13 protein-coding genes are annotated in these 22412 nt (G+C 64.6%); 7 read left to right on the top strand and 6 right to left on the bottom strand.

Annotated features, from left to right (window positions below; translation table 11 throughout):
• The first annotated feature begins 138 nt into the window (after positions 1-138).
• Positions 139-675 carry a PRC-barrel domain-containing protein gene (locus AC3WTO_RS21660; protein ID WP_492462977.1) on the top strand — a complete coding sequence of 179 codons (537 nt, stop codon included), beginning with the start codon at positions 139-141 and terminating at the stop codon, positions 673-675.
• A gap of 43 nt (positions 676-718) precedes the next feature.
• On the opposite strand, the gene AC3WTO_RS21665 is transcribed toward AC3WTO_RS21660, so the two are convergent.
• Together AC3WTO_RS21665 and AC3WTO_RS21670 are read right to left on the bottom strand one after the other, a co-directional pair.
• Positions 719-7384: an autotransporter outer membrane beta-barrel domain-containing protein gene (locus AC3WTO_RS21665; protein ID WP_492462978.1), complete on the bottom strand. Its 6666-nt coding sequence runs from the start codon at positions 7382-7384 to the stop codon at positions 719-721.
• A 393-nt stretch (positions 7385-7777) separates the two neighbouring features.
• A complete protein-coding gene (locus AC3WTO_RS21670; protein ID WP_492462979.1) occupies positions 7778-8365 on the bottom strand; it encodes a TetR/AcrR family transcriptional regulator in 588 nt (195 codons plus the stop codon).
• A 125-nt stretch (positions 8366-8490) separates the two neighbouring features.
• Here AC3WTO_RS21670 and AC3WTO_RS21675 point away from each other — a divergent pair, with 125 nt between their 5' ends.
• Positions 8491-9669, top strand: coding sequence for an MFS transporter (locus AC3WTO_RS21675; RefSeq protein WP_492462980.1), 1179 nt, complete (start codon positions 8491-8493; stop codon positions 9667-9669).
• A gap of 17 nt (positions 9670-9686) precedes the next feature.
• On the opposite strand, the gene AC3WTO_RS21680 is transcribed toward AC3WTO_RS21675, so the two are convergent.
• Positions 9687-10517 carry a GNAT family N-acetyltransferase gene (locus tag AC3WTO_RS21680; RefSeq protein ID WP_492462981.1) on the bottom strand — a complete coding sequence of 277 codons (831 nt, stop codon included), beginning with the start codon at positions 10515-10517 and terminating at the stop codon, positions 9687-9689.
• A gap of 125 nt (positions 10518-10642) precedes the next feature.
• Here AC3WTO_RS21680 and AC3WTO_RS21685 point away from each other — a divergent pair, with 125 nt between their 5' ends.
• A complete protein-coding gene (locus AC3WTO_RS21685) occupies positions 10643-11395 on the top strand; it encodes a carbon-nitrogen hydrolase family protein (RefSeq protein ID WP_492462982.1) in 753 nt (250 codons plus the stop codon).
• Between the two features lie 43 nt (positions 11396-11438).
• On the opposite strand, the gene AC3WTO_RS21690 is transcribed toward AC3WTO_RS21685, so the two are convergent.
• Positions 11439-11855: an ester cyclase gene (locus AC3WTO_RS21690; protein WP_492462983.1), complete on the bottom strand. Its 417-nt coding sequence runs from the start codon at positions 11853-11855 to the stop codon at positions 11439-11441.
• 129 nt (positions 11856-11984) lie between these two features.
• On the opposite strand from AC3WTO_RS21690, the gene AC3WTO_RS21695 reads away from it, so the two are divergent.
• Entirely contained in the window at positions 11985-12851 is an 867-nt protein-coding gene (locus AC3WTO_RS21695; protein ID WP_492462984.1) for a helix-turn-helix transcriptional regulator, read from the top strand.
• Positions 12852-12875: 24 nt separating this feature from the next.
• Here AC3WTO_RS21695 and AC3WTO_RS21700 read toward each other — a convergent pair whose 3' ends face one another.
• On the bottom strand, positions 12876-14204 hold the full coding sequence (locus AC3WTO_RS21700) for an AcvB/VirJ family lysyl-phosphatidylglycerol hydrolase (protein WP_492462985.1): 1329 nt from the start codon (positions 14202-14204) through the stop codon (positions 12876-12878).
• Positions 14201-16819: a bifunctional lysylphosphatidylglycerol flippase/synthetase MprF gene (mprF, locus tag AC3WTO_RS21705; protein WP_492462986.1), complete on the bottom strand. Its 2619-nt coding sequence runs from the start codon at positions 16817-16819 to the stop codon at positions 14201-14203. Before mprF ends, AC3WTO_RS21700 begins: the two co-directional genes overlap by 4 nt.
• Positions 16820-17204: 385 nt before the next feature.
• On the opposite strand from mprF, the gene AC3WTO_RS21710 reads away from it, so the two are divergent.
• From AC3WTO_RS21710 to AC3WTO_RS21720, 3 genes are read left to right on the top strand one after another with little or no spacing between them, the layout of a single operon-like run.
• Positions 17205-21260: a Pls/PosA family non-ribosomal peptide synthetase gene (locus AC3WTO_RS21710; protein WP_492462987.1), complete on the top strand. Its 4056-nt coding sequence runs from the start codon at positions 17205-17207 to the stop codon at positions 21258-21260.
• Positions 21257-21721 (top strand): GNAT family N-acetyltransferase, encoded by a 465-nt coding sequence (locus tag AC3WTO_RS21715; RefSeq protein WP_492462988.1) that lies wholly within the window; start codon positions 21257-21259, stop codon positions 21719-21721. Before AC3WTO_RS21710 ends, AC3WTO_RS21715 begins: the two co-directional genes overlap by 4 nt.
• Positions 21722-22408: a 4'-phosphopantetheinyl transferase family protein gene (locus AC3WTO_RS21720; RefSeq protein WP_492462989.1), complete on the top strand. Its 687-nt coding sequence runs from the start codon at positions 21722-21724 to the stop codon at positions 22406-22408.
• Positions 22409-22412 lie beyond the last annotated feature (4 nt).

The following is a 22412-nucleotide window of genomic DNA, read 5'->3' on the forward strand; positions in this document are numbered from 1 at the left end:
CGGGCGTGCCGCGTCCCGGCCAGCATTCATCCAAGCCTTTCATCCCACAGCAAAAATCCCTCCCACCGGATCAGATTTCTGGAACCGGCGCCGCCGGGTTCCGTTGGCTTTATGTGTCCACGCAGAAAGGAAACTCACATGATGATCAGAACAACATTTCTCGCTGCCTCGTTGCTGATGACCGGCTCTGCCCTTGCGCAGACCGCGACGCCGAGCGCACCGGCCGAGACCGAGATGTCGGTTCAGACCAAGGACGTCTTCGCCGCCCCGGCCGGCACCGACGCCGGCACTGTCGGGGCGATCCAACCGAAGGATGGCCAGATCCTGGCGTCGTCCTTCATCGGCGAAAGCGTCTATGAAAGCGAAAAGGCCGATGCCGCGACCGTTGGCAAGGTCAACGACCTTATCCTGACGTCCGAGGGCAAGATCGAAGCCGCGGTCGTCGGCGTCGGCGGTTTCCTCGGTGTCGGCGAGAAGGATGTCGCGGTCAGCCCGGACCAGCTGCAGGTGGCGACGCGCAGCGACGGCAAGACCTGGCTGGTGATGAAGGCCAGCAAGGATCAGCTCAACGCGGCGCCGGCCTTCGACCGCGGCAAGCTTGCCGATGCCGCCTCAGGCGCTGCCGGTGCCGGCAGCGCTGCACCAGCACCGGCCTCGCCGGCACCCGCTCAATAAATGACAAGGCCCCGGCCGGTTTCGGTCGGGGCCTTTTCTCCGCCTACCACTTCACGCGGAAGCCCAGCGTTCCCTTGATGGCATTGCTGTCGCCGAAATTGGACAGGCTGGTGGCCACCGATCCCTCGCCATAGACGGAATATTTGTCGTCGTTCCAGTTGTAGGAACCGCCGATGCCGACTTCTCCCCAGAACCGGTCGGTCCTGTTCGCGAAATCGACGGTGGCGACATCGACGCGTGTGCCCTGCAGGAATTCGTAGCGCAGGTTGGCCAGCCCATAGAGATGGCTGCGGGTCAGCGTGCCATTGGCCGCGGTCCACGAGTTCTCCCGGTCGAGCGAGATGCCGAGCCGGCCGAGCAGGCTGTCGCCGTCTTCCAGGCTGACATCGGTCCCGAACGGATCGACGAAACTGTCGAACCTGACGCGCGAATAGACCAGCTGTGCCTGTGGCGTCAGCGTCAGTCCTTCGCCGATCGCGAAACGCTTGCCGGTTTCCAGCGACAGCGCATAGCCGAAGCCATTGTTGCCCGAGGCCAGCGCCATGCCGGTCGAGCTTGACGACAAATTGCTGTCGTACCAGGTCGCCTGTGCCTGTCCGTCGACATAAAGCCCGTCATTGCCGTACCAAGTCAGCGTCCCGCTGAAGCCATAGCCGTCGCTCGATATGCTGCCGTCGCCGCTCGGCGCCGTCACATTGGTCTTGCCGTGCACGTAATGCATGGCGATGCCGCCAAGGAGGCGGCCGGCTTCGTTCTCGGCCAACAGCAGGTCGACGCCGGTCTGCAGGCGGAAGACGTTCTGATCATAGCTGGCGCTGCTGGTCGAGAAGGCCGGGTCGATGCTGCTGTGCGCGCCCTCGATCCTGGCCCAGATGCCGCGGCCTTCCTGGGAGGTCGGCGTGACGCCATCCGGCGCCGGGTTCTCGGCCGGGGCATCGGCGCCTTCGGCCACCACATTGGCGCCGCCGCCGCTCCAGTAGCGGTTGCCGGTACGCTGCTGCAGCGTCGGCAGGCCGTTCATGCCGAGCAGATGTTGCGGGTAGACCTCGTAGACGGGGGCACCCGGATTGTATTGCGGGTCGCTGTTGGTCAGCGCCGAGCGCAGGTACCAGTCGCCGTCCTGCGGCGTCGAGACGCCGCCCTGGAACAGGCGATAGGCATAGGCGCCGGCAACCACGGCGGGCGCACCCTTGAAGGTGAAGTCGCCGGCCAGCGAGAAGGTGCCGGCCGAATTGCCGTCCACCTGCACCACCTTGATGCCTTGCATCGTCGGTGCGCCGCTGCCACCGGCATTGACCACCTTCAGCACGCTGGTGCCGGAGGTGCCGCCGTTGATCACCAGCCTGTCGGTCATGGAATTGTCGCCGCCGAGCACGGTGGCGAGCTGCACCGTGCCGCCATTGCCGGCATAGTCGCCGGCGATGGTCAGCATTGTCCCCGGCTTGCCGGTGCCGAGATCGACGAGCCCGGCATTGGAAAGCGATGCCAGCGTCTGGTCGAAATCGTTGAGCGCCAGCGTGCCGCCGGAAAGAGCCGAGAAGGCGGAGGATGCGCTGAGGATGTTGGCGCCGCCGGGCGTCAGCGTGCCGCTGGCGACGGTGGTCGCGCCGCTGTAGGTGCTGGCGGCGGTCAGCGTGGTCGTTCCCGAGCCGATCTGCCTGACGGCACCCGTACCCGAGATCAGCCCGCCGAAGGTAAGGGCGTCCGCGCGGTTGAAGGCGAGGGTGCCGTTGTTGGTCACGTTGCCGACGATGGAGCCTGAGGAGCCGCCGTTGCCGAGCTGCAAGGTGCCGGCATTGATCGTGGTGCCGCCGGTGTAGCTGTTGGCGGCGGTCAGCACGGTGGTGCCGGTGCCGTTCTGCTGGACAGCGCCGGTGCCTGAGATCACGCCGGCGAAGGTGGTGGCATCGGAGCGGTTGAAGGCGAGGATGCCGTTGTTGGTCACATTGCCGACGATCGAGCCGGAGGTGCCGCCATTGCCGAGCTGCAGCGTTCCCGCCGTGATCGTGGTGCCGCCTGCATAGCTGCTGGCGCCGGTCAGCGTCAGCGTGCCGGTGCCTGTCTTGGTCAGCGCGCCGGCGCCGGTGATGCCCTGGCCGACGGTCGTCTGGAAAGCCTGCGTGTCGACGGTGCCGCCACCTGCATTGAGCGTAACGGCGCGGGCAGCGCCGACATCGAAGCTGGCGCCGAGCCGCAATGTGCCGCCGTTGAAGCTGAGACCACCCGAGGCTGCGCCGAGATTGCCGTCGCTCGACGCCTGCACGGTGCCGCCATTGATGGCGGTGCCGCCGGTATAGGTGTTGGCGCCGTTGAGCACCAGCGTGCCGAGGTCGCTCTTGACCAACTGCGTGGCGCCGTCGATCACCGAATTGATGGTTGCGGTGTAGCCGGCACCGACGGTGGTGCCGTCGCCGACGCGGATGGTCGACGATGGTGCGCCAACCAGTGTCAGCGTGCCGCCCTGGATGACATAGCCGTCGCTTGCGAACTGCATGCCGGCGGCGCGCACCGCGCCATTGCCGTTGTCGACGGTGACGGTGCCAGGCGTTGCCATGAACACGGCAAAGCCGCCATCGGCCCAGGCTGCGTTGACCGCGCCGGTCTGGTCGGTCCAGTTGTCCGACGCGCCGGCATTCTGCCAGGTGCCGTTGCCGCCATTGACGGCGCTGTTGTTCTTGGGGCCGGCATCGCCGTCCCAGAAGGTCAGGTTCAGGCCGGCGGTGTTGACGAGGTTGACCTGCTGGGCAACCGAGGTCTGCACGAAGAAGGTGCCTGGAGGTGTGCCGGGCGGCAGGCTGGCAATGTCCAGCGTGTTGTTGGTCAGCGTGCCGCCATAGTTGATGACACGGTAGATGCCGGGTTCGAAGGCGCCACCCGGTGTCAGGTTGACGTTGAGCTTGCCGTCGAGGGTGAGATCGCCACCGACATTGGTGAGGTCGTTGAAGGCGCCGCCGGCGATGTTGGCCTGGCCGAAATTGTAGTTGAGGTTCGAGGTGTCGTTGAGGGCGAGCGTGCCGTTGATGGTCAGCGCGCCCGGCGTCGTGCCGACTTCGCCGGGGGCGAGTGTGCCGCCATTGGCGATGGCGACGTTGCCGCCGATCGTGCCGGTGCCACCGATGGTGGCGCCCGCATTGACGGTCGTTGCGCCTGTCGCGGCAGCCTGATTGCCGTTGACGATCAATGTGCCGGCGCTGACCGTCGTCGTGCCGGTGTAGCTGTTGGCTCCGGTCAGCGTGGTGATGCCGGAACCAATCTGCGTGACGGCACCCGTTCCCGAAACCAGTCCGCCGAAGGTGATGGCGTCGGAGCGGTTGAAGGCGAGCGTGCTGTTATTGGTGACGTCGCCGGTGATCGAGCCGGACGTGCCGCCATTGCCGAGCTGCAAGGTGCCGGCATTGATCGTGGTGCCGCCGGTGTAGGTGTTGGCGGCGGTCAGCACCGTCGTGCCGATGCCGTTCTGCTGGACAGCGCCCGTGCCGGAAATCACGCCGGCGAAGGTGGCGATGTCGGAGCGGTTGAAGGCGAGCGTGGCGTTGTTGGTCACATCGCCGGTGATCGAGCCGGAGGTGCCGCCATTGCCGAGCTGCAGCGTGCCGGCGGTAATCGTCGTGCCGCCGCCATAGGCGTTGGCGCCGCTGAGCACCAGCGTGCCGGCTCCCGTCTTTGTGAGAGCGCCCGCGCCGGTGATGCCCTGGCTGACCGTGGTCTGGAAGCCTTGCGTGTCGACCGTGCCGCCGCCTGCATTGAGCGTGATGGCGCGGCCGGCATTGATGTTGAAGCTGGCGCCCAGCCGCAGCGTGCCGCCGTCGATGCTGAGCCCGCCCGCTGCCGCGCCGAGATTGCCGTCGCTCGACACCTGCAGCGTGCCGCCATTGATGGCGGTGCCGCCGGTGTAGGTGTTGGCGCCGTTGAGCACCAGCGTGCCGAGATCGGTCTTGACCAGTTGCGTCGTGCCGGCCAGCACGGAGTTGATCGTCGCCGTATAGGCGGCGCCTCCGGTGGTGCCGTCGCCCACCTTGATGATCGAGGTCGGCGCGCCGACCAGCGTCAGCGTACCACCCTGGATGACATAGCCGTCGCTGGCGAACTGCATGCCGGCTGCGCGAACGGCGCCATTGCCGTTGTCGACCGTCACGGTGCCCGGCGTCGCCATGAAGATGGCGAAGCCGCTGTCGGCCCAGGGAGCGTTGACCGCGCCGGACTGGTCGGCCCAGTTGTCCGTCGCCCCGGCATTCTGCCAGGTACCTGTGCCGCCGTTGACCGCGCCATTGTTCTTCGGACCGACATCCCAGAAGGTGAGCTGGAGGCCGGCGGTGTTGACGAGGTTCACCTGCTGGGCAACCGAGGTCTGCACGAAGAAGGTGCCGGGCGGTGTGCCCGGTGGCAGGCTGGCGATGTCCAGCCCGTTGTTCTGCAGCGCGCCGCCATAGTTGATGATGCGGTAGACGCCCGGATCGAAGGAGCCGCCCGGCGTCAGGTTGACGTTGAGCTTGCCGTCCAGGACGATGCTGCCGGCGATATTGGTCAGGTCGTTGAAGGGGCCGCCCGCGACATTGGCCTGGCCGAAATTGTAGTTGAGGTTGGTGGTGTTGTTGAGCACGACCGCGCCGTTGACGGTGAGCGTTCCCGGCGTCGTGCCGACATTGCCGGGCGCCAGCGTGCCACCGTTCGCAACCGTCATGCTGCCGCCGATGGTGCCGGTGCCGCCGATGGTGGCCCCGGCATTGACGGTTGTGTCGCCGGTCGCGGCGGTCTGGTTGCCGTTGACGATCAGTGTGCCGGCGCCGACCGTCGTCGGGCCCTTATAGCTGTTGGCGCCGGTGACCGTGGTGATGCCGGAGCCGATCTGCTGGACCGCGCCGGTGCCTGAAATCAGCCCGCCGAAAGTGACGGCGTCGGAGCGGTTGAAGGTGAGCGTGCCGTTATTCGTCACATTGCCGGTGATCGAGCCGGTGGTGCCGCCATTGCCAAGCTGCAAAGTGCCGCCGGCAATCGTCGTGCCGCCGCCATAGCTGTTGGCGCCGGTCAGGGTGAGCGTGCCGGTTCCCGCCTTGGTCAGCGCGCCGGCGCCGGTGATGCCCTGGCTGACCGTGGACTGGAAGCCTTGCGTGTCGATGGTGCCGCCGGCTGCGTTGACGGTCAGCGCCCGCCCGGCATTGATGTCGAAGCTGCTGTTGAGCTGCAGCGTGCCGCCGTTGAAGGTGACGCCGCCGGACGTCGCGCCCAGATCGCCGTCATTGGAAACCCGGACCACGCCGCCATTGATCACGGTGCCGCCGCCATAGCTGTTGGCGCCGTTGAGCACCAGCGTGCCGGAGCCTGCCTTGGTCAGTGCGCCGGTGCCGGTGATGCCCTGGCTGATCGTCGACTGGAAGCCCTGCGTGTCGATGGTGCCGCCGGCGGCGTTGATGGTGACGGCGCGGCTGCTGGCGAGATCGAAGCTGCTGTTGAGCTGCAGCGTGCCGCCATTGAAGGTCAGCGAACCCGTCGCGCCGCCGAGCGCGTTGTCGGCTGCCGCCGCCACCGTGCCCTGGTTGATCGACAGGCCGCCGAGGAAGGTGTTGCCCGCTGCGACGGCGGGCGTCAGCGTCAGCACGCCGGCGCCGAGCTTGACCACTGAGCCCGAACCGGTGATCTGTCCGATATAGCTGCCGTTGTCGCCTTGCGTGAAGCGCACCAGGCCGTCGTTCTGGACGTTGTTGACGTTGTCGGAAGCAGTCGCCTTGGTCGGTAGGCTCTGCGCGCGCGCTTCCAGGATGCCGGTCGGCTCGACGATCAGGTTGCCGGTATAGCCGGCATTGTTGCCGGTGAGCGCCAGCACGCCGTTCTTGACGGTGACGATGGTGAAACCGGACAGGCTGCCGGTGACGGTCCACTGGCCCTGGCCGTCCTTCGTCAGCGTGCTGAAGTTGGTGATGCTGCCGGGCAGGATATCGTTCGAACCGGCCGCTCCCTGCAGGGTCAGGTTGTTGGTGCCGCCGCCGCCATTGATACCACCCGATGCCGTGGAGTTTGACTCGAAGATCAGGTCGTCGTTGCCGCCGCTGAAGGTGAGGTTGCCGAAAATCTTTGCGCCGGTGCGGTTGTAGAAAGTGATGCCGGAATTGCCGCTGCTGCCCATCACGCCGCCGCCGCCGACCCTTTCGATGGTGCCGTAATTGTCGACGACATTCTTGGTGCCGTTGACGCGGTCTTCGAACCAGATGGCGTTGCTGGTGGTGGCCTGAATAAGGCCGTAGTTGATGATGGTGTTGCCGAAGCCGGTCGGGTTGATGGCTTCCGAATTGGTCGAGTTGCCGGCCGCGATGATGCTGCCGCCGGCATTGATCCTCAACGTGCTGTTGCTGCCGAATTCGACCGTGTTGTTGCCGGTGTTCGAGGTGCCGGCCCCGTTCGGGGTGTTGGCGACGTTGCGGACGGTGCCGTCGATCGTGATGGTGGCGGCGTTGCCGAGGCTGATGGCGTTGTTGGCGGTGACATTGATCGTCGCGCCGCTGCCGACCGTCACGGTGCGGTTGTTGTCAGCCGTACCGGTGCCGACGCGCGTCGTATAGGGATTGGGTGCCGCGGTGTCGCAGGTGGTGACGCCACCCACAGTGGTGCAGTTGGCCAGGGCGCCCGTCGGGAAAAGCAGAAGTCCCGACGACAGCCCGGCGAGACTGCTCAGGAAGGTTGTTGACCATATGAAGCCGTGTCGAGCCTGCCGCATACGCGCCCCTTGCAACCTGGAGTAATACCGAATCGGTTCTAGCCAGCAGGTTGAGTGGGCGCAACCAATTTAGGAAAGAATATCTAGAATGTAGCCTATTTTAGAAATTCATAATTTAAGTATACATCATATTTATCGTGTTAATTGATTGAATCGGTGTCTCTTCATGAATCGAAGATAATTTGGTCGAGGAAGAATATTCCGAGATTGTGCTCAATCGGTCGTTTCTGGGTCAGTGAATATTAGAAAATTCTAATTGATTAATTGGTGTGTTCATCGTTACCCGCACCGACCACTGATGGGGTTCACGACCCCCGCGCCGGCAACAAGCCGCGCAATTGACGGGAGCGCCCGAGGATAGGTCGGGCGGCAGGACGCCTGCGAGGCGACGGCTCAGGACAGCGCCGCCATGGCCGGCTCGATCAGAGCCTCGAGTTCAGCGCGGGTCGCGCCATCGCGTGCCTGGAAGGAGATCGCCTGCAGCACGCCGTGATAGAAGGCGGCCAGCTGGTCGACATCAACGGTCCCGGCAAGGTCGCCATCTTCGATGCCGCGCTGGAGCCGCGCCCTGATGAGCGTGACGGTCTTGCGGCGGGCTTTCATGAGATGCTCGCGGGCCGGCTGATGGCTGGGAAGGCAATTGACCGCGCCGAGGATCAGCAGGCAGCCGCCCGACTTTGAAGAAAGCGCGACGTCGATGCTGCAACCAAGCATCGCCCGGATGCCTTCCCTTGTCGTGGGCGCAGCCTCCAGCGCTTGCATCGAGCGCGAACCAACCGTGACGACATAGAGATCCACCGCTTCGATGAAGGCCGCTTCCTTCGACCCGAAGGCCGCATAGAAACTCGGAGCGGCGATGCCGATCGCCGACATCAGGTCGTCGATCTGCGTGGCCTCATAGCCCTTCGACCAGAATACTTCCATCGCGCGCTCAAGCGCCTGATCGCGATCGAAACTGCGGGGACGGCCACGCGGCGACATCGGAATCCTTTCTGTAATTTCGATTACATAAATTGCTTGACCGCGCCTGGCAAGGTCGATAGCCATTTCTGTAATCGAAATTACAGAAAGAGGGCGTGCCGCTCATGAGCACCTTGGAACCCTGCATGTCGCCGGAGATCGCACGCGCGGCCATGCCGCCCGTGGTCTATGTCCTAAGCCTGACCTGCTTCATGCTCGGCATGTCGGAATTCATGGTGGCAGGCATGATGCCGACGCTGGCGCAGGCCTTCGATGCTTCCATCGCCGAGGTCGGCAATCTCATCTCGCTTTATGCCGCAGGCATGGTCGTCGGCGGTCCGATCCTGACCGTGCTGCTGCTCAGGCTCGGCATTTCGAACAAGGCGGCGCTGCTTGCGCTGCTCGTCGTCTACATCGCCGGAAGTCTCGTTGCGGCGGGAACGTCAGCCTACCCGGTCATGGCCGCTGCCCGCATCCTGACCGGTGTGGCCGCTTCCGCCTGCTTCGGCGTGTCCATCTCGATCGCCGCCGGTCTTGTGTCACACGACCGGAAGGGGCGGGCGTCATCGCTTGTTCTTGCAGGCCTGATGCTGGCCACGGTCGTCGGCGTGCCTGCCGCGACGATCATCGAGCAGCATTTCGGCTGGCGGGCGAGTTTCTGGGCGGTGATCGTCCTGGCAGCGCTTTGCATGACCCTGATCGCAGCCCTTGCGCCAAACGATCGGGATCGGCCGGGCACCGTCGCCAGCCTCGCGGGTGAGGTGAAAGCCTTCCGCGATGGCCGTCTCTGGGCGGCATACGCCACCAGTGCCTTCATCATCGGCGCGACCTTTGCCGCCTTCAGCTATTTCTCGCCCATCTTCATCGAAGTCACCGGCTTCGCCCCGACCGCGGTCCCGGGTGTCCTTGCCGTCTATGGCGCCGCCACCGTTGTCGGCAATCTGGTCATCGGCCGCTACGCCGACCGCCATTTCCTGACGATCCTCGTCGGCGGGCTGGCCGTGCTGTCGCTGGCGCTGCTCGTTTTCGCGCTGTTTGCCGGCAATGCGACCGTGGCGATCGCGGGTTCGGTGCTTGTCGGCCTGTTCGGCTTGCCATTGAATCCGGCCATGGTGGCGCGTGTCATGCGCGTGGTGCAGGCCGGTCCGCTTGTCAACACGGTCCACGTCTCGATCATCAATGTCGGGCTGGCCTTCGGCGCCTGGGCCGGCGGCCTCGGCATCTCGTCGGGCTTCGGACTGACCTCACCGCTGTGGATCGGCTTTGCCCTGGCGCTTCTCGGCCTGCTCAGCCTGGCGCCCGCGGGCGCGCGCCGGTTCTCGTAGCCGGAAACGGCGCGGCCTTATCCCTGGGGCAAAACCATTTCCAGCTGCGACAGCGCAGTTTGCTTCCAGCCGGTGGCGCCGAGGAATTCCGCTGCTTGCCCGGCCGGCAAGGTTGCCGAAATCGACCAGGCCCGCTCCGGAAACCGCGCCAGCAGGGATTGCATGAAGCGGCGACCGATGCCTTGTCGCGGAGAGCGAACGGCGAACGCCAGCAGGCGCACCGCCGGTCCGCTGGCATCGACCAGCGCGGCGGCGTCGCCGCTCCGGAACGCCTCGGTCGGCTGTGCTGCGCCGGCAAAGCAAACCGGCGCGGTCTGCCAGCTCGCATCGCGCGGATAGGCATCGAGCAGCAACGGCAAGGCGCTGTCGACCGCGCAGGGCAAGGCTTCGTCCGATAGCGGTGATGCCTGCACCGGGGCATGTGCATAGCCTACCAGCGTACGGCGTGGGGCAAAGCCGGCTTTCGTATAGGTGGCGATCGCCTTGACGTTGCTGTCGATCACTTCCAGCACCATGCGCTCGTCGTCGCGTGCCTGCGCTGCAGCAATCGCGGCGGCCACCGCTCGCGAGCCGATGCCGGCGCCACGCAACCCCGGTGCGATGCCGAGCGCCGCGAGCCGGCTCGTGCGGCCGCGCCGGGCGATCAGCATGATGCCGGCGGTCTTGTCGTCAACACGCAGAAGCTGGCTCGACACCAGGTCGATATGCTCCGCCTGGATGCGGCGGGCGAGCGAGGCGGAATCGAAGGCGATCGGCACGATGTAGCCTTCATAGCCGGCATTCAGCGTTGCGCAGGCTTCGGCAAGCGGGACATGCACCAGGGAGAAGAACGAAATTTCAGGTGCCATATCTCTTCCCATGCCAGTGTCACACACCGACCTACCGTGCTGCCGGCCGATTCGGCATGACCACCTGGATGAAAAGGGCGATCCAGGGGCCGCCCGCGATCGGGAAAAACTGGAAATGCTCTAGCATGGGGACGACCATTCGCATTGCGGCCGCTCAGACACCTGATTTTCGCGAGGACATCGCGGCGGCGACCGGACACCTGCTGCATCTGGTCGACAGGGCGCAGCGTGAACGTGCGTCGCTGTTGTGCCTGCCGGAATGTTTCCTCCAGGGTTATCTGACTGTTGAGCAGGTTGCATGGAGGCACGCCATCGACCTTGGCTCGCCGGCCTTTGCGGCACTCCTGCGCATGTTCCCGCCAGACGCACCGATGACCGTCTTCGGCCTTATCGAGATCGAGGGAGGTCGGCTTTTCAACACCGCCGTCGTGGTGCATCGCCAGACCCTCGTCGGGCGCTATCGCAAGATCCATCTGCTGTCCCGGGAACGCTGCTTCCATCCCGGAGACAGCGCCGATGTGTTCGAGGTCGATGGGCTGCGGTTCGGCATCAACATCTGTTTTGACACCAATTTCCCTGCTGCGTCGAGGTTCCTGGCCGACAGCGGCGCCTTTCTCATCGTTTGTCCGGCCAACAACATGTTGCCGCGGCATAAGGCGGAAAAATACCGGCATGCCCACAATGCGGTGCGTGCCGAACTTTGCCGCGAGAACGGGATGTGGCTGGTTTCAGCCGACGTGACGGGCGAAAGGGACGGGCGGATATGCTGGGGCCCGACAGCGGTCCTCGGCCCGTCGGGCGACGTCGCCGCGCAACTGCCGCTGAACCGGCCGGGGCTGTTGGTCTTTGACCTGCCGGTCAGTTCCACTTCCATCTAGCGCCGGCCAAGACGCCAGGATGCCGGTTCCCGCGCGGTGCCGTTCACGCCGGCCGCAGCAGGCCGATCGCGATCGAGGCGTCGAGGCGGTCGACGACATCCCAATGCCGATAGAGCTGCTGGTCACGCAATTCGTAGCGATCGGCCGTCTTGAAGATCACGGCCTTGCCGGTGCCGGCGACGCCGAGGAAGGGGCCTGAATGCGTCGCGCGCCAGATCGTCATCGCCATCATGGTGTCCTGTTCGACCAGGATCGCCTGCTCGATAGGCCTCAGGTCCGGCAGCCCTCCATGCAGCATGCGGACGAACTGCTTGTAGGCTTCGCGTCCCGGCCTTGCGATCAGCGGCGAGTCGCTTTCGAAGTTCGGATGCAGATATTCATCGACCGCGCTGAGATCATGGTCGACATAAAGCCGGCTGCGGAAGGCCAGCAGCCGCTTGCGTGCGTCATTCGATGTCATGCTTTGTCCTTTTCCCGGCGGTGGGAGCTTTCCTTTTCACGGAAACGCTCGTTGCCTGCGACGGGAAGATGAGTGATGCTCTCATCGTATTACAGTGAAGAAGTTATCCTATTATCACTGGCAATCGTCATGACGAGGCATCCAAGATTGTCTGACCGGCTGGAACTGTCGCAGTTCCTGCGCACGCGTCGCGGCCGCCTGCAGCCGGCCGATATCGGGCTGCCGATGACCGGCTGCCGGCGCACGCCGGGACTGCGTCGCGAGGAGGTGGCGCAGGCGGCCGGCGTCGGCGTCACCTGGTACACCTGGCTCGAGCAGGGGCGCGAGATGGAGGTCTCGGCGCATTTCCTGGAGCGCATCGCTCATGCCTTGCGCCTCGATCCGAACGAGCGCACCCATCTGTTCAGCCTCGCCCAGAACCGTCCGCCTCCCGACCAGAATGTTGCGGGGCTGGTCCTGAAGCCGGCGCATCTGCGCATGCTGGAGGCGATCGAGGGGCCGGCCTACATCGCCAGCCCATGCCTTGATGTCGCAGCCTGGAACCAGTGCCTGTCCGCCGTCTTCGGCGACCTGGCGCCTTTGCCGCAGCAGAACCGCAACATGTTGTGGCTGATGTTCGCCAGTCCCGAGCACCAGGCGGCGATTCCGGATTGGGAGGTCGCCGCGCGATCGATGCTGGCCCGCTTCCGCATCGAATATGGGCGCAACCGCAACGATGCCAGTTTCCTGACGCTGATCGAACGGCTGCAGGGGATAAGCCCATCCTTCCGGGCCTGGTGGCCGGAACATGATGTGACGGTCAGGAACGAAAAGCCCAAGCGTTTCAACGTGCCCGGCACCGGCGAGCTGGAACTCGACCAGACGGTCCTGCTGCTGGAGGATGCGCCCACCATGCGCATCGTCATCTACGCACCGGCCACCCGCGGCAGTGCCGAGAAGGTCGCGTCGCTGATGCGCGCATGGCGTGAACGGCAGGTCGGCACGATGGTGCGATAGCTGTCGCGCCAGTTCGGGGACGCCTCAGAGCTTGTCGAGGAACCGCTTTGCGATGTTGGTGTATTCGCCGTCGAAATGATGGCCGCCATCCGTCTCGATCTTGGTGATGTCCTTGACGGCCGGATCCTCGCAGCCGCCTTCGTCATCGTCCTTGCCGTAGATGCACAGCACCTTGTCCTTGGGCAGGGCGGCGATCGCCGGCGGCACCGGATAGCCGCTGTCGTCGATGCCGAGCCAGCCGGAGATGGTGACCTGCATCGAGGTGGAAATGCTGGGCGCCATCAGCCCGAGTACCTTGGTCCTGTCCTGCAACTCCTTGGACAGCAGCGGATAGGCGAAGGGGATCGTGTCCGCGCCGAAGGAATAGCCGATCAGCATGATCGGCAGCTTACCCTGCGGGTCCGCGCCCTTGATCAGAGTGCTGATGTCGGCGGCCAGTTCCTGCGGTGTGCGCTTCGCCCAGAAGTAATGCAGTGCATCCAGCCCGACGACATGGACCCCTTGCGTCGACAGCCATTCGCCCATGGTCTTGTCGATATCGCGCCAGCCGCCGTCGCCCGAAATGAAGATGGCGATGGCTTTAGGCGGCGTCGTCGACGGCAGGTCGACGGCGGGCAGCGTGCCGAAGGGCTGGTTGGTATCGACCAGTGCCGAAACCGCGCTGACCATCTGGGTGACGGTGTCTTCGCCGTCCACGGCGTCCACGGTGATGTTGGACTGCTGTGCTGCCTGTGTACGGACTGCATCCAGCGTGTCGGCTGCGACGAACAGGGTCGCCGCTTCCGGCATCGGCTTGTCGAAGGCGTAGCTGTAGGCCTTGCCGTCGGCGGTCTTGCTCGCCGTCGAGCCGGGACAGAACGGCAGCCGCAGCGTCAGTCGGTCGGCGAAGCCGGAAGCGACCGCGCCGCCCAGCGTGTTGGCCGGCGCGTCGGCCAGCGCCGCATAGGCGAAGGTGGCGCCTTCGCCGGTGCCGGCGACGATCGGCGGCAGATAGGTCTGGATGTTGAGCTGGCGCTGCGCGGTCTGGGCAAGATCGGTGATCTCGCCGACGACGTAGAGGCAGACACCGTCGGCCTTGTCGAGTTCCTGGGCATAGGCGGCAAGGTCGACGCCGAGCACGACATTGCCGTCGTCGTTAAGGGCGGAGATTGCGGCATCGTCCTTTGCGCTCCATCCGCTGCGGTCGGAGAAATAGACCACCATGGCCTTGGCGTCGTCCTTGGCAGGCAGGAGGCGCACATTCTGCAGCCGCGCAACGGAAAGCGTGGAAGGCCGCGGATTGGCCTGCGCCATCGCGGTGCCGGCGCAGCACAGGGCGATTGCGATGGAAAGGAACACGGCTGGGATTTTCATCGTTTGAAGATCCTGATCGGATTTCCGGAAATCAAGGTGGTAATATCGAGCAGGATCTGCGGCATGGCGAGGCCGCCGGGGCAGGCCAGATATTGCGGCGTCCACACTGGGTCGAATTTCTGCTTGAAGGCGCGCAGGCCCTCAAAATTGTAGATTTCATCGCCACGCTTGTAGATGAAGGTGCCGATCCGGTTCCAGGTTGAGGCAAGCGGATGGTCTGCAAGTCCCGACAGCGGGGCTGCCCCCAGGTTGAACCATTTGTAGCCCTCCGCCTTGCCGAGCAGTAGGATATGGGCGAACAGCGCGTCCATCATGATCTTGGAGACGCCGCGCTTGTAGCGCATCAGGTCGACCGACAGTTCCTCGCCGTCGCCGCTGCGCCACAGATTGGCGAAGGCAACGATCTCGTCGCCCTTGCGCAGCACGGCGCAGTCGAATTCGCACATGTAGTCGTCGTCGAAATAGCCGAGCGAGAAACCTTTCTCGCTGCCGTGCTTCTTGCCCATCCACTCGTCCGAGACCGCGCGCAGTTCCGGCAGGAGGCTCGCGACATCCGCCTTGGGGATGACGGAGAAGGTGAGACCTTCCCGTGCCGACTTTCCATAGGCGTAGCGAAGCGGCTGCCGCACGGCACCTTCCAGCGAAAAATCGTTCAACCGGATCCGAGCCACTTCGCCGATCTTGAGGATGGCCAGGCTCATGTCGAGGTAGTGGGGCAGGAATTCCGGCTGGATGGAATAGAAGACGGCGCGTGCGCCGGCCTGGTCGGCGGCTTCCGCGAAACGCCAGATCAGCGTCCTGCCGGCCTGCGCATCGCCGACCGGATCACCCATCGAGATCCAGCTGTTGCCGGATCGCGCATACATCAGGAACGCTTTCTCGCAAGGCGAGATCATGAAGGATTTGTCGCCCAGCAGGGCGACGCACGGTTCGGTGCCGGATGATGTCTCCAGAATCTGGCGCACGACATCCGGCACTGGAGTCTGGACCGGACCCTTGAGCCGTGCCGGGCGGTTGATGACCGTGTCTATGGCGAGCGCTGCCGCAACGATGGCCACCGCCATGGTGGCGCGCAGGAAGCGTGGTGCGTCGCCGTCCCAGGCGAACTCCCACCACAGCGTCGACTGATATTCGACATGGCGATAGGCAAGCAGCCCGACGATGATGCTGGCGGTCATGACGATGGCCGACAGGCCGATCCAGGTGGCATCCAGCCGGAAGGAACGCCAGTCGCCCTTGCGGTAGAAGGCGTCCCTGTAGATGAACAGCGAGGCTGCCACGGCCATGAGCACAACTGCTTCTTCCCAGTCGAGCCCCTTTAGGATGGAAAAGGCGGCACCGGTCAGCAGCAGCACGATGGCCGCGAAGCGCGCCAGCGCGATGCGGCGGTACAGGCCGCGCGCGATGATGATGAGCAGCAGTCCGGTGACGCTGCCGAGCAGGTGCGAAGCCTCGACGAAGGGCAAGGGCAGGATATCGCTCAGCCAGTCGGTGCGGACGCCATTGGCTGGAACCGAGCCCGAGAACAGCAGCACCAACCCGCCGGCGAAGACCAGTGTGGCGCTTATCGGCGGTACGATGTGCCGCGTCAGCGCCAGCGTTCGACCAGCCACGTTCGAGACCGCGCTTCGGACACGGTAGATTTCGAAGACGAGCAGGGCCAGCGCCGCCAGCGCCAGCGGGAACAGGTAGTAGACAATGCGGAAGATGACGAGCGCTGCGATGACGTCGGGCCGGGCGCCGACGCCGAGCCCGAACAGGATTGTCGCCTCCAGCACGCCGAGGCCGCCGGGGGCGTGGCTGATGACGGTGGCAATGATCGCGACGGCGAACAGAGCCAGGAACACCGTGAACGGCGGCACGACATCAACCGGCAGCAGCACGTAGAGCGCTGCCGCCGCGGCACCGATATCAACCGCGCCGATGAGGATCTGCACCGCCGCGCTGCGCGCCGACGGGAACGGGAACGTCCAGCCGAGTACTGAGATCTGCCGCTTGCCGCGCGACAGCCACAACAGCACGAGCACAAGGCCGGCGAGGATGCCACCGCCGATAATGCGGTCGTCGACTGGCGAAACCAGGCTGAGCGCCGGTACGCCGACCGGGTCGAACAGCATCGCTGTGCCGACGACAGTGAGCAGGCCGCCCCAGAAGGTGAGGAAGGAGACGCCGACGATCCGGCCGACATCGGCGGCATCCAGGCCGACCGACTGGTAGATGCGGTAGCGGACGGGGCCGCCGACGAAAACATGGAAGCCGATCGCGTTCGAGAAACCGTAGCCGACAAAGCCCGCGAACAGCGCAAGCCGGGTCGGCACCTTGTCGGGCGCGATGTGCCGGATCGCCATGACGTCGTACAGCGCCATCGCCATCAGGCTGACGAGCGTGAAGGCGAGCGCCGGCGCCACCGTCGCAAAGGACGTGGAGGCGATGGCCTCGATCGTATGGTTGACGCGGATCTTGCCGCCGATCTCGCGGATGAACAGGAACGCGATGGCGACGGCGACGGCGCCGACGATCGGCCCGAGCACGCGCGGCTCCACGATGCGGTCAATTATTCGTGAAAGACCGCTGCCGATATTGCGCCCTTCGACCTGAGCTTCGGCGTCATCCATGATGTCTGTAGCAACCCCTAAGCAGGTCCCGCAAGAAGTGTCCCACGGTTTCGCGATGAGAATCTTTGATAAAACAATACGTTAAACTGACGAAGCTTGGGCAGGGCCGCGCAATTGTCGTTGACGCCGTCAAGCCATGAGTTCGATCAGACCAAATTGTGGCAAGGACATGGATACCGGTTGCGTGTGTCGCCACCACGTCTTCGCCCATCTCATCAACAATGGCATAGATTTGCCTTGATTCAGCAGGAGAGGGCGCTGCCGAACGCAATCCACAGCAAGATTGTCTTCGATTCCAGGTGTCATAGTTGTAATGGCAACAACCGGCTAAGGCACTTTTCCAGAGCGTGATTCCGCGCGACCCTCAGGCCCGAAGTATCGACAAATGTCCAGTGAAGCAGTCAAGGCACCTCGCAAGCCCCGCAAGAAGGTCGAGGCTCCGGCAGGGCCGCCGCCCGCCAGGCAGTTGCTGATCGGGCCGGATTTCGTCCGCAAGGGCAAGCCGGATGAGCGGCTCGAGCAGTTCTTCGCCGAGCTTGCCGGCCGCTTCGACAGCGCGCCGGCGGTGATTTCCGATGGCCGGGTCTGGTCCTATCGCGAGATGGACAACAGCGCCAACCAGTTCGCCCATCTGCTGATCGAGCGCGGCATCAAACCGGGAGACCGGGTCGGGTTGTTGCTGGATCGCTCCGCCGAAACCTACATCGCCATCCTGGCGGTGCTGAAGGCCGGTGCCGCCTTCGTGCCGCTGGCCACGGCCTTCCCGGTCGAGCGCATGGCGATGATCATCGAGGACGCCTCGGTGTCGCTGGTCATCAGCGTGTCGGCCTATGCGGCGCGCGTCGAAAAACTGCCGGTCCCGCACATTTCGATCGATTCCGCTGCCTCGGAAATCGCGCTCAAGCCTGAGACCACGCCTGCGCGAGCCGCCATTCAGGATCACACCTGCTACATCCTTTATACCTCGGGCACGACCGGCAAGCCGAAGGGCGTTGTCGTCACCCATCAGAGCTTCTGCAACTTCATCCGCGTCGCCGCCTCTTCTTATGGCTACAAGCCGAGTGACCGCATCTATCAGGGCATGACGATCGCTTTCGACTTCTCGTCGGAAGAGATCTGGGTGGCTTTCGCTGCCGGCGCCACCGTGGTGCCGGCGCCGGGCCAGCAGCCGCTGGTCGGCGAGGAACTCGCAGATTTCCTGCGCACCCACCAGATCACCTGCATGGCCTGCAGCCCGACGCTGTTGTCGTCGATCGAAAGCGATGTGCCGAGCCTGCGCGCCATCCTGGTCGGCGGCGAAGCTTGTTCGCAGAAGCTGGTCAACCGCTGGGCCGCTCCTGGCCGCCAGATCCTCAACACCTACGGTCCGACCGAGGCGACGGTCACCGCCACCATGGCTTATCTCAAACCGGATGAGCCGGTGACCATCGGCGTGCCGCTGCCCACCTATTCCATCGCCATCCTCGACCCGGAAAAGCCGCGACTGCTGACCGGCGATGAACTGGGCGAGATCTGCATCGGTGGCATGGGCGTCGCCGTCGGCTATCTCAACCGGCCGGACCTGACCGAGCAGAAGTTCATCGAGGATTTCATCGGCTTGCCCAACAATCCGAGCGGCCGCATCTACCGTACCGGCGACCTCGGCCGCATCAACGACAAGGGCGAGATCGAGTATCGCGGCCGCATCGACACCCAGGTCAAGATCCGCGGCTACCGCATCGAATTGGGCGAGATCGAGGCCGTGCTGCTGGACCAGCCCGGCATCGCGCAGGCGGCGGTGACCACCTGGGAGATCGAGCCGGAGCGCACCGAGCTTGTCGCCTATTATGCGCCCAAGACCGATGTCGTCGAGATCGACCGGTCAGCGCTTGCGCAAGAGATGAAGCGGCGCCTGCCCGACTACATGGTGCCGGCCTATCTCGAGCGGCTCGATGCGATCCCGATGACGGTCTCCAACAAGGCCGACCTGCGCAAGCTGCCGAAGCCGACCAGCGTTCGCGTCACCGCTGGCAATGCCATGGTCGACTACCGCAACGACGACGAGAAATTCCTCGCCGAGACGCTGGCCGATGTCCTGAAGTTCGAAGGCGTCTCGATCGAGGATCATTTCTTCGACGATCTCGGCGCCAACTCCCTGCTGATGGCCCGCTTCTGCGCCCGCGTCCGTGGCCGGCCGGAGTGGTCGACGGCGTCGATGCGCGACATCTACCTGCATCCGACGGTGGCCAAGCTGGCGGATCACCTGCGTGCGCCGGCGGAAGTGGCGGTCGCCGCCAACGAGCCGATGCTCACCCATAAGGCGACCAACCTGCAATACTGGGGCACCGGCTTCCTGCAGCTCGTGTTCTATGCCGCCTACAGCTACCTGTCGCTGTGGGCCTTCAACGACGGCCTCGACTGGGTCTATGACGCGCTCGACGACCCGGTCACGCTCTACATGCGCTGCGTCATCCTGTCGGCCGGCATGTTCTTCGGCCTGACCGGTGCGGCCGTTGTCCTCAAATGGGTGCTGGTCGGCCGCTGGAAGGCAGAGACCTTCCCGATCTGGGGCTGGCGCTATTACCGCTTCTGGGTCGTCAAGACGCTGATCCGCACCGCGCCGGTGGTGCTGTTCCGCGGCAGCCCGCTTTACAGCCTCTATCTGCGCCTGCTCGGCGCGCGCCTTGGCGACCGCACGGTGATCGAGTGCCGTTCCGTGCCGGTCTGCACCGACCTGATCACCATCGGCGACAACACCATCCTGCGCAAGGAATCCAGCGTTCTCGGCTTCCGCGCCCAGGCCGGCTACATCCATACCGGTCCGGTCCATATCGGCGACAACGCCTTTGTCGGCGTCGGCTCGACGCTCGACATCGACACCCGCATGGAATCCGGCTCGCAGCTCGGCCATGCCTCGTCGCTGCATCGTGGCCAGGCGATCCCGGCCGGTGAACATTGGCATGGTTCGCCGGCCATCCCGACCACCGCCGATTATTCGCCTATCCCCAACGTGCCGATCTCCAGCGCGCGTCGCGTCATCTACGAGCTGATCCAGCTCGTCATCCTGTTCACCATCGTCACGCCGTTCCCGCTTCTGTTCCACACCTTCTGGGAAAACGTCAGCGACGACTATCAGGAAACCATCGGCATCGTTGCCATCGGCACCACGGTCACGGTCGCCGGCTTCATCGTCGTCGGCGTGCTTCTGGCCGCCATCCTGCCGCGCCTGTTCAACCTGTTCCTGAAGCCGGGCCGCAACTACTCGCTCTACGGCTTCCACTACTGGCTGCAGTCGATGCTGGAGATGGTCAGCAATGTGCGTCTGTTGAACACGCTGTTCGGCGATTCATCGGCCATCGTCTATTACCTGCGCGCCATCGGCTGGAAGCTGAACAAGGTCGAGCAGACCGGTTCCAATTTCGGCACCAACCAGCGCCATGAAAATCCGCAGCTCACCGAAATCGGCTCGGAAACCATGGTGTCCGACGGCCTGTTCATGATCAACATGCAGAAGTCGGCCAACTCGTTCCGTCTCGAGCACACCCGCGTTGGCGACCGCAATTTCTTCGGCAACAACATCATCTATTCGCCGGATTCACGCACCGGCTACAACGTGCTGCTCGGCACCAAGGTGCATGTGCCGGTCGACGGCCCTGTCCGCGAGAATGTCGGCCTGCTCGGTTCGCCGCCCTTCGAGATCCCGCGCATCGTCAACCGCGACAAGGAGCTGCTCGGCCTGATTTCCGACCAGGAACGCAAGCGTCGCCTGCCGCTGAAGAACCTGCACAATGGCGTGTCCGGCGTGCTGTTCGTGTTCTCGCAGTGGTTGATCCTGTTCCTGACGCTGGCGATCTGGGACCGGGCGCTGAACTACTACACCGAATGGGGCCAGACGGCGTTGTTCGTGGCGGTGTTCCTGACCTCGGCGATCGCCATCCCGTTCTACATCTTCCTGGAACGCATCAGCCTCGGCTTCAGACGCCTGAAGCCGCGCATGGCGACGATTTACGATCCGATCTTCTGGCGGCATGAACGCCACTGGAAGCTGTCGGATTCGCCGATCATGCGCCTTTTCGCCGGCACGCCGTTCAAGCCGCTGATCATGCGCGCCGTCGGCGTCAAGGTCGGCAAGCGGCTCTATGACGGCGGCTCCATCATCACCGAGCGCTCGCTGGTCGAGATCGGCGATGACGTGACGCTGAATGAAGGCTGCGTGATCCAGGCGCATTCGCTGGAAGAGGGCGCTTTCAAGTCGGATTACATCCGCATCGGCAATGGCTGTACGCTGGCGCCCGCCGCCTTCGTGCACTACGCCGTGGTGATGGGCGAGGGTTCGGTCGCCGACGTCGATTGCTTCGTCATGAAGGGCGAGGTGCTGGAACCCAACACCGTATGGCGCGGCAACCCGGCGAAGCTGCATGGCATCGTCACGCCGATCGTCGAGCAGAAGAGGCGGGCATGACAGAAGCGGGCAAGCTCGCCTCCGTGGTGCTGGAGGCGGTCACCGACCGGAACCGGCAGGCCGTGCTTGCCCTCGACCTGTTGCCCGGCCAGGTCGATTTCGTCGCCTCCAACGCCGACTCGCTGGAGGAGGCCGGCGAGGACGACGATGCCATCCCGCGTGCGCTCGTGGCCGACGGCAAGGTGGTCGGCTTCCTGATGTATCAGGCGCCGGCGGATGAGGATGAAGCGAACATCTATCGTTTCATGATCGACCGCCGCGAACAGGGCAGGGGCCTTGGCCGTGCCGGCATGACGGCGGTCTTGCGCGAGATCGAAGCACTCGCGCATGTGCGCAAGGTCCTGATCTGCTACGAGCCCGCCAACACCGCCGCCAAGCAGCTCTACGCCTCATTCGGCTTTGTCGAGCAGGGACTGGACGAGGACGGCGAGATGATCGCCGAGCTCGACCTTCGCCGCTAGATGACGACCACCGTCTCGCAGGACGGATTGGGCGCGCTGGAACGGGCGCTGGCTGCGCTTGCGCCGCCTGGCCTGCTGGTCGGCTGCCGCCGCATCGAAACAGGCGATGCCAGCCACATCCTGCCCGATGAAAACGCGTCGATCCTGTCGCGTACGCCGCACGGGCGCGATGCCAGCGGCGCCGGCCGGCTGATCGCGCATGGGCTGCTCCGGCAACTGGGCTTTCAGCATGTTGCCGTTCCGCGCGGCAGCGCCGGGGAGCCGGTCTGGCCGGCCGGCGCGGTCGGTTCGATCGCCCATGATGCCGACATCGCCATCGCCGTCGCCGCCCGCGCGGAAACGATCCACGGCGTCGGTGTCGATATCGAACCGGCGCTGCCCTTGCCGCCGGATATCGAGCCCGTCGTGCTGAACGCGCGCGACCGGCTTGGCGGTTGCGATCCCGCCATCGCCGGCACCATCGCCTTTGCGGTCAAGGAGGCAGCCTACAAGGCGAGCTTTCCGCTCGATGGTGTCGTGCTCGGCTTCGAGGACATCGCGGTCGATCTGCCGGCGGGTATCGTCACCCTTGCCAACGGCCGGCGCATCGAGATGCGCATGTCGATCGGATCGCGCATCCTGGTGATGGCAATCGTGTCGGATGCTGTCAGCAGGAATCCAGCGCCTGCTCGCCAACTCCGGCAGTGAGCCT

Source organism: Mesorhizobium sp. EU05-FHT14A09 (assembly GCF_058790995.1).

Coding starts and splice junctions, on each gene's coding strand:
- AC3WTO_RS21660 (WP_492462977.1), top strand. CDS start 139: ATGATGATCAGAACAACATTTCTCGCTGCCTCGTTGCTGATGACCGGC.
- AC3WTO_RS21665 (WP_492462978.1), bottom strand. CDS start 7,384: ATGCGGCAGGCTCGACACGGCTTCATATGGTCAACAACCTTCCTGAGC.
- AC3WTO_RS21670 (WP_492462979.1), bottom strand. CDS start 8,365: ATGTCGCCGCGTGGCCGTCCCCGCAGTTTCGATCGCGATCAGGCGCTT.
- AC3WTO_RS21675 (WP_492462980.1), top strand. CDS start 8,491: ATGTCGCCGGAGATCGCACGCGCGGCCATGCCGCCCGTGGTCTATGTC.
- AC3WTO_RS21680 (WP_492462981.1), bottom strand. CDS start 10,517: ATGGCACCTGAAATTTCGTTCTTCTCCCTGGTGCATGTCCCGCTTGCC.
- AC3WTO_RS21685 (WP_492462982.1), top strand. CDS start 10,643: ATGGGGACGACCATTCGCATTGCGGCCGCTCAGACACCTGATTTTCGC.
- AC3WTO_RS21690 (WP_492462983.1), bottom strand. CDS start 11,855: ATGACATCGAATGACGCACGCAAGCGGCTGCTGGCCTTCCGCAGCCGG.
- AC3WTO_RS21695 (WP_492462984.1), top strand. CDS start 11,985: ATGACGAGGCATCCAAGATTGTCTGACCGGCTGGAACTGTCGCAGTTC.
- AC3WTO_RS21700 (WP_492462985.1), bottom strand. CDS start 14,204: ATGAAAATCCCAGCCGTGTTCCTTTCCATCGCAATCGCCCTGTGCTGC.
- mprF (WP_492462986.1), bottom strand. CDS start 16,819: ATGGATGACGCCGAAGCTCAGGTCGAAGGGCGCAATATCGGCAGCGGT.
- AC3WTO_RS21710 (WP_492462987.1), top strand. CDS start 17,205: ATGTCCAGTGAAGCAGTCAAGGCACCTCGCAAGCCCCGCAAGAAGGTC.
- AC3WTO_RS21715 (WP_492462988.1), top strand. CDS start 21,257: ATGACAGAAGCGGGCAAGCTCGCCTCCGTGGTGCTGGAGGCGGTCACC.
- AC3WTO_RS21720 (WP_492462989.1), top strand. CDS start 21,722: ATGACGACCACCGTCTCGCAGGACGGATTGGGCGCGCTGGAACGGGCG.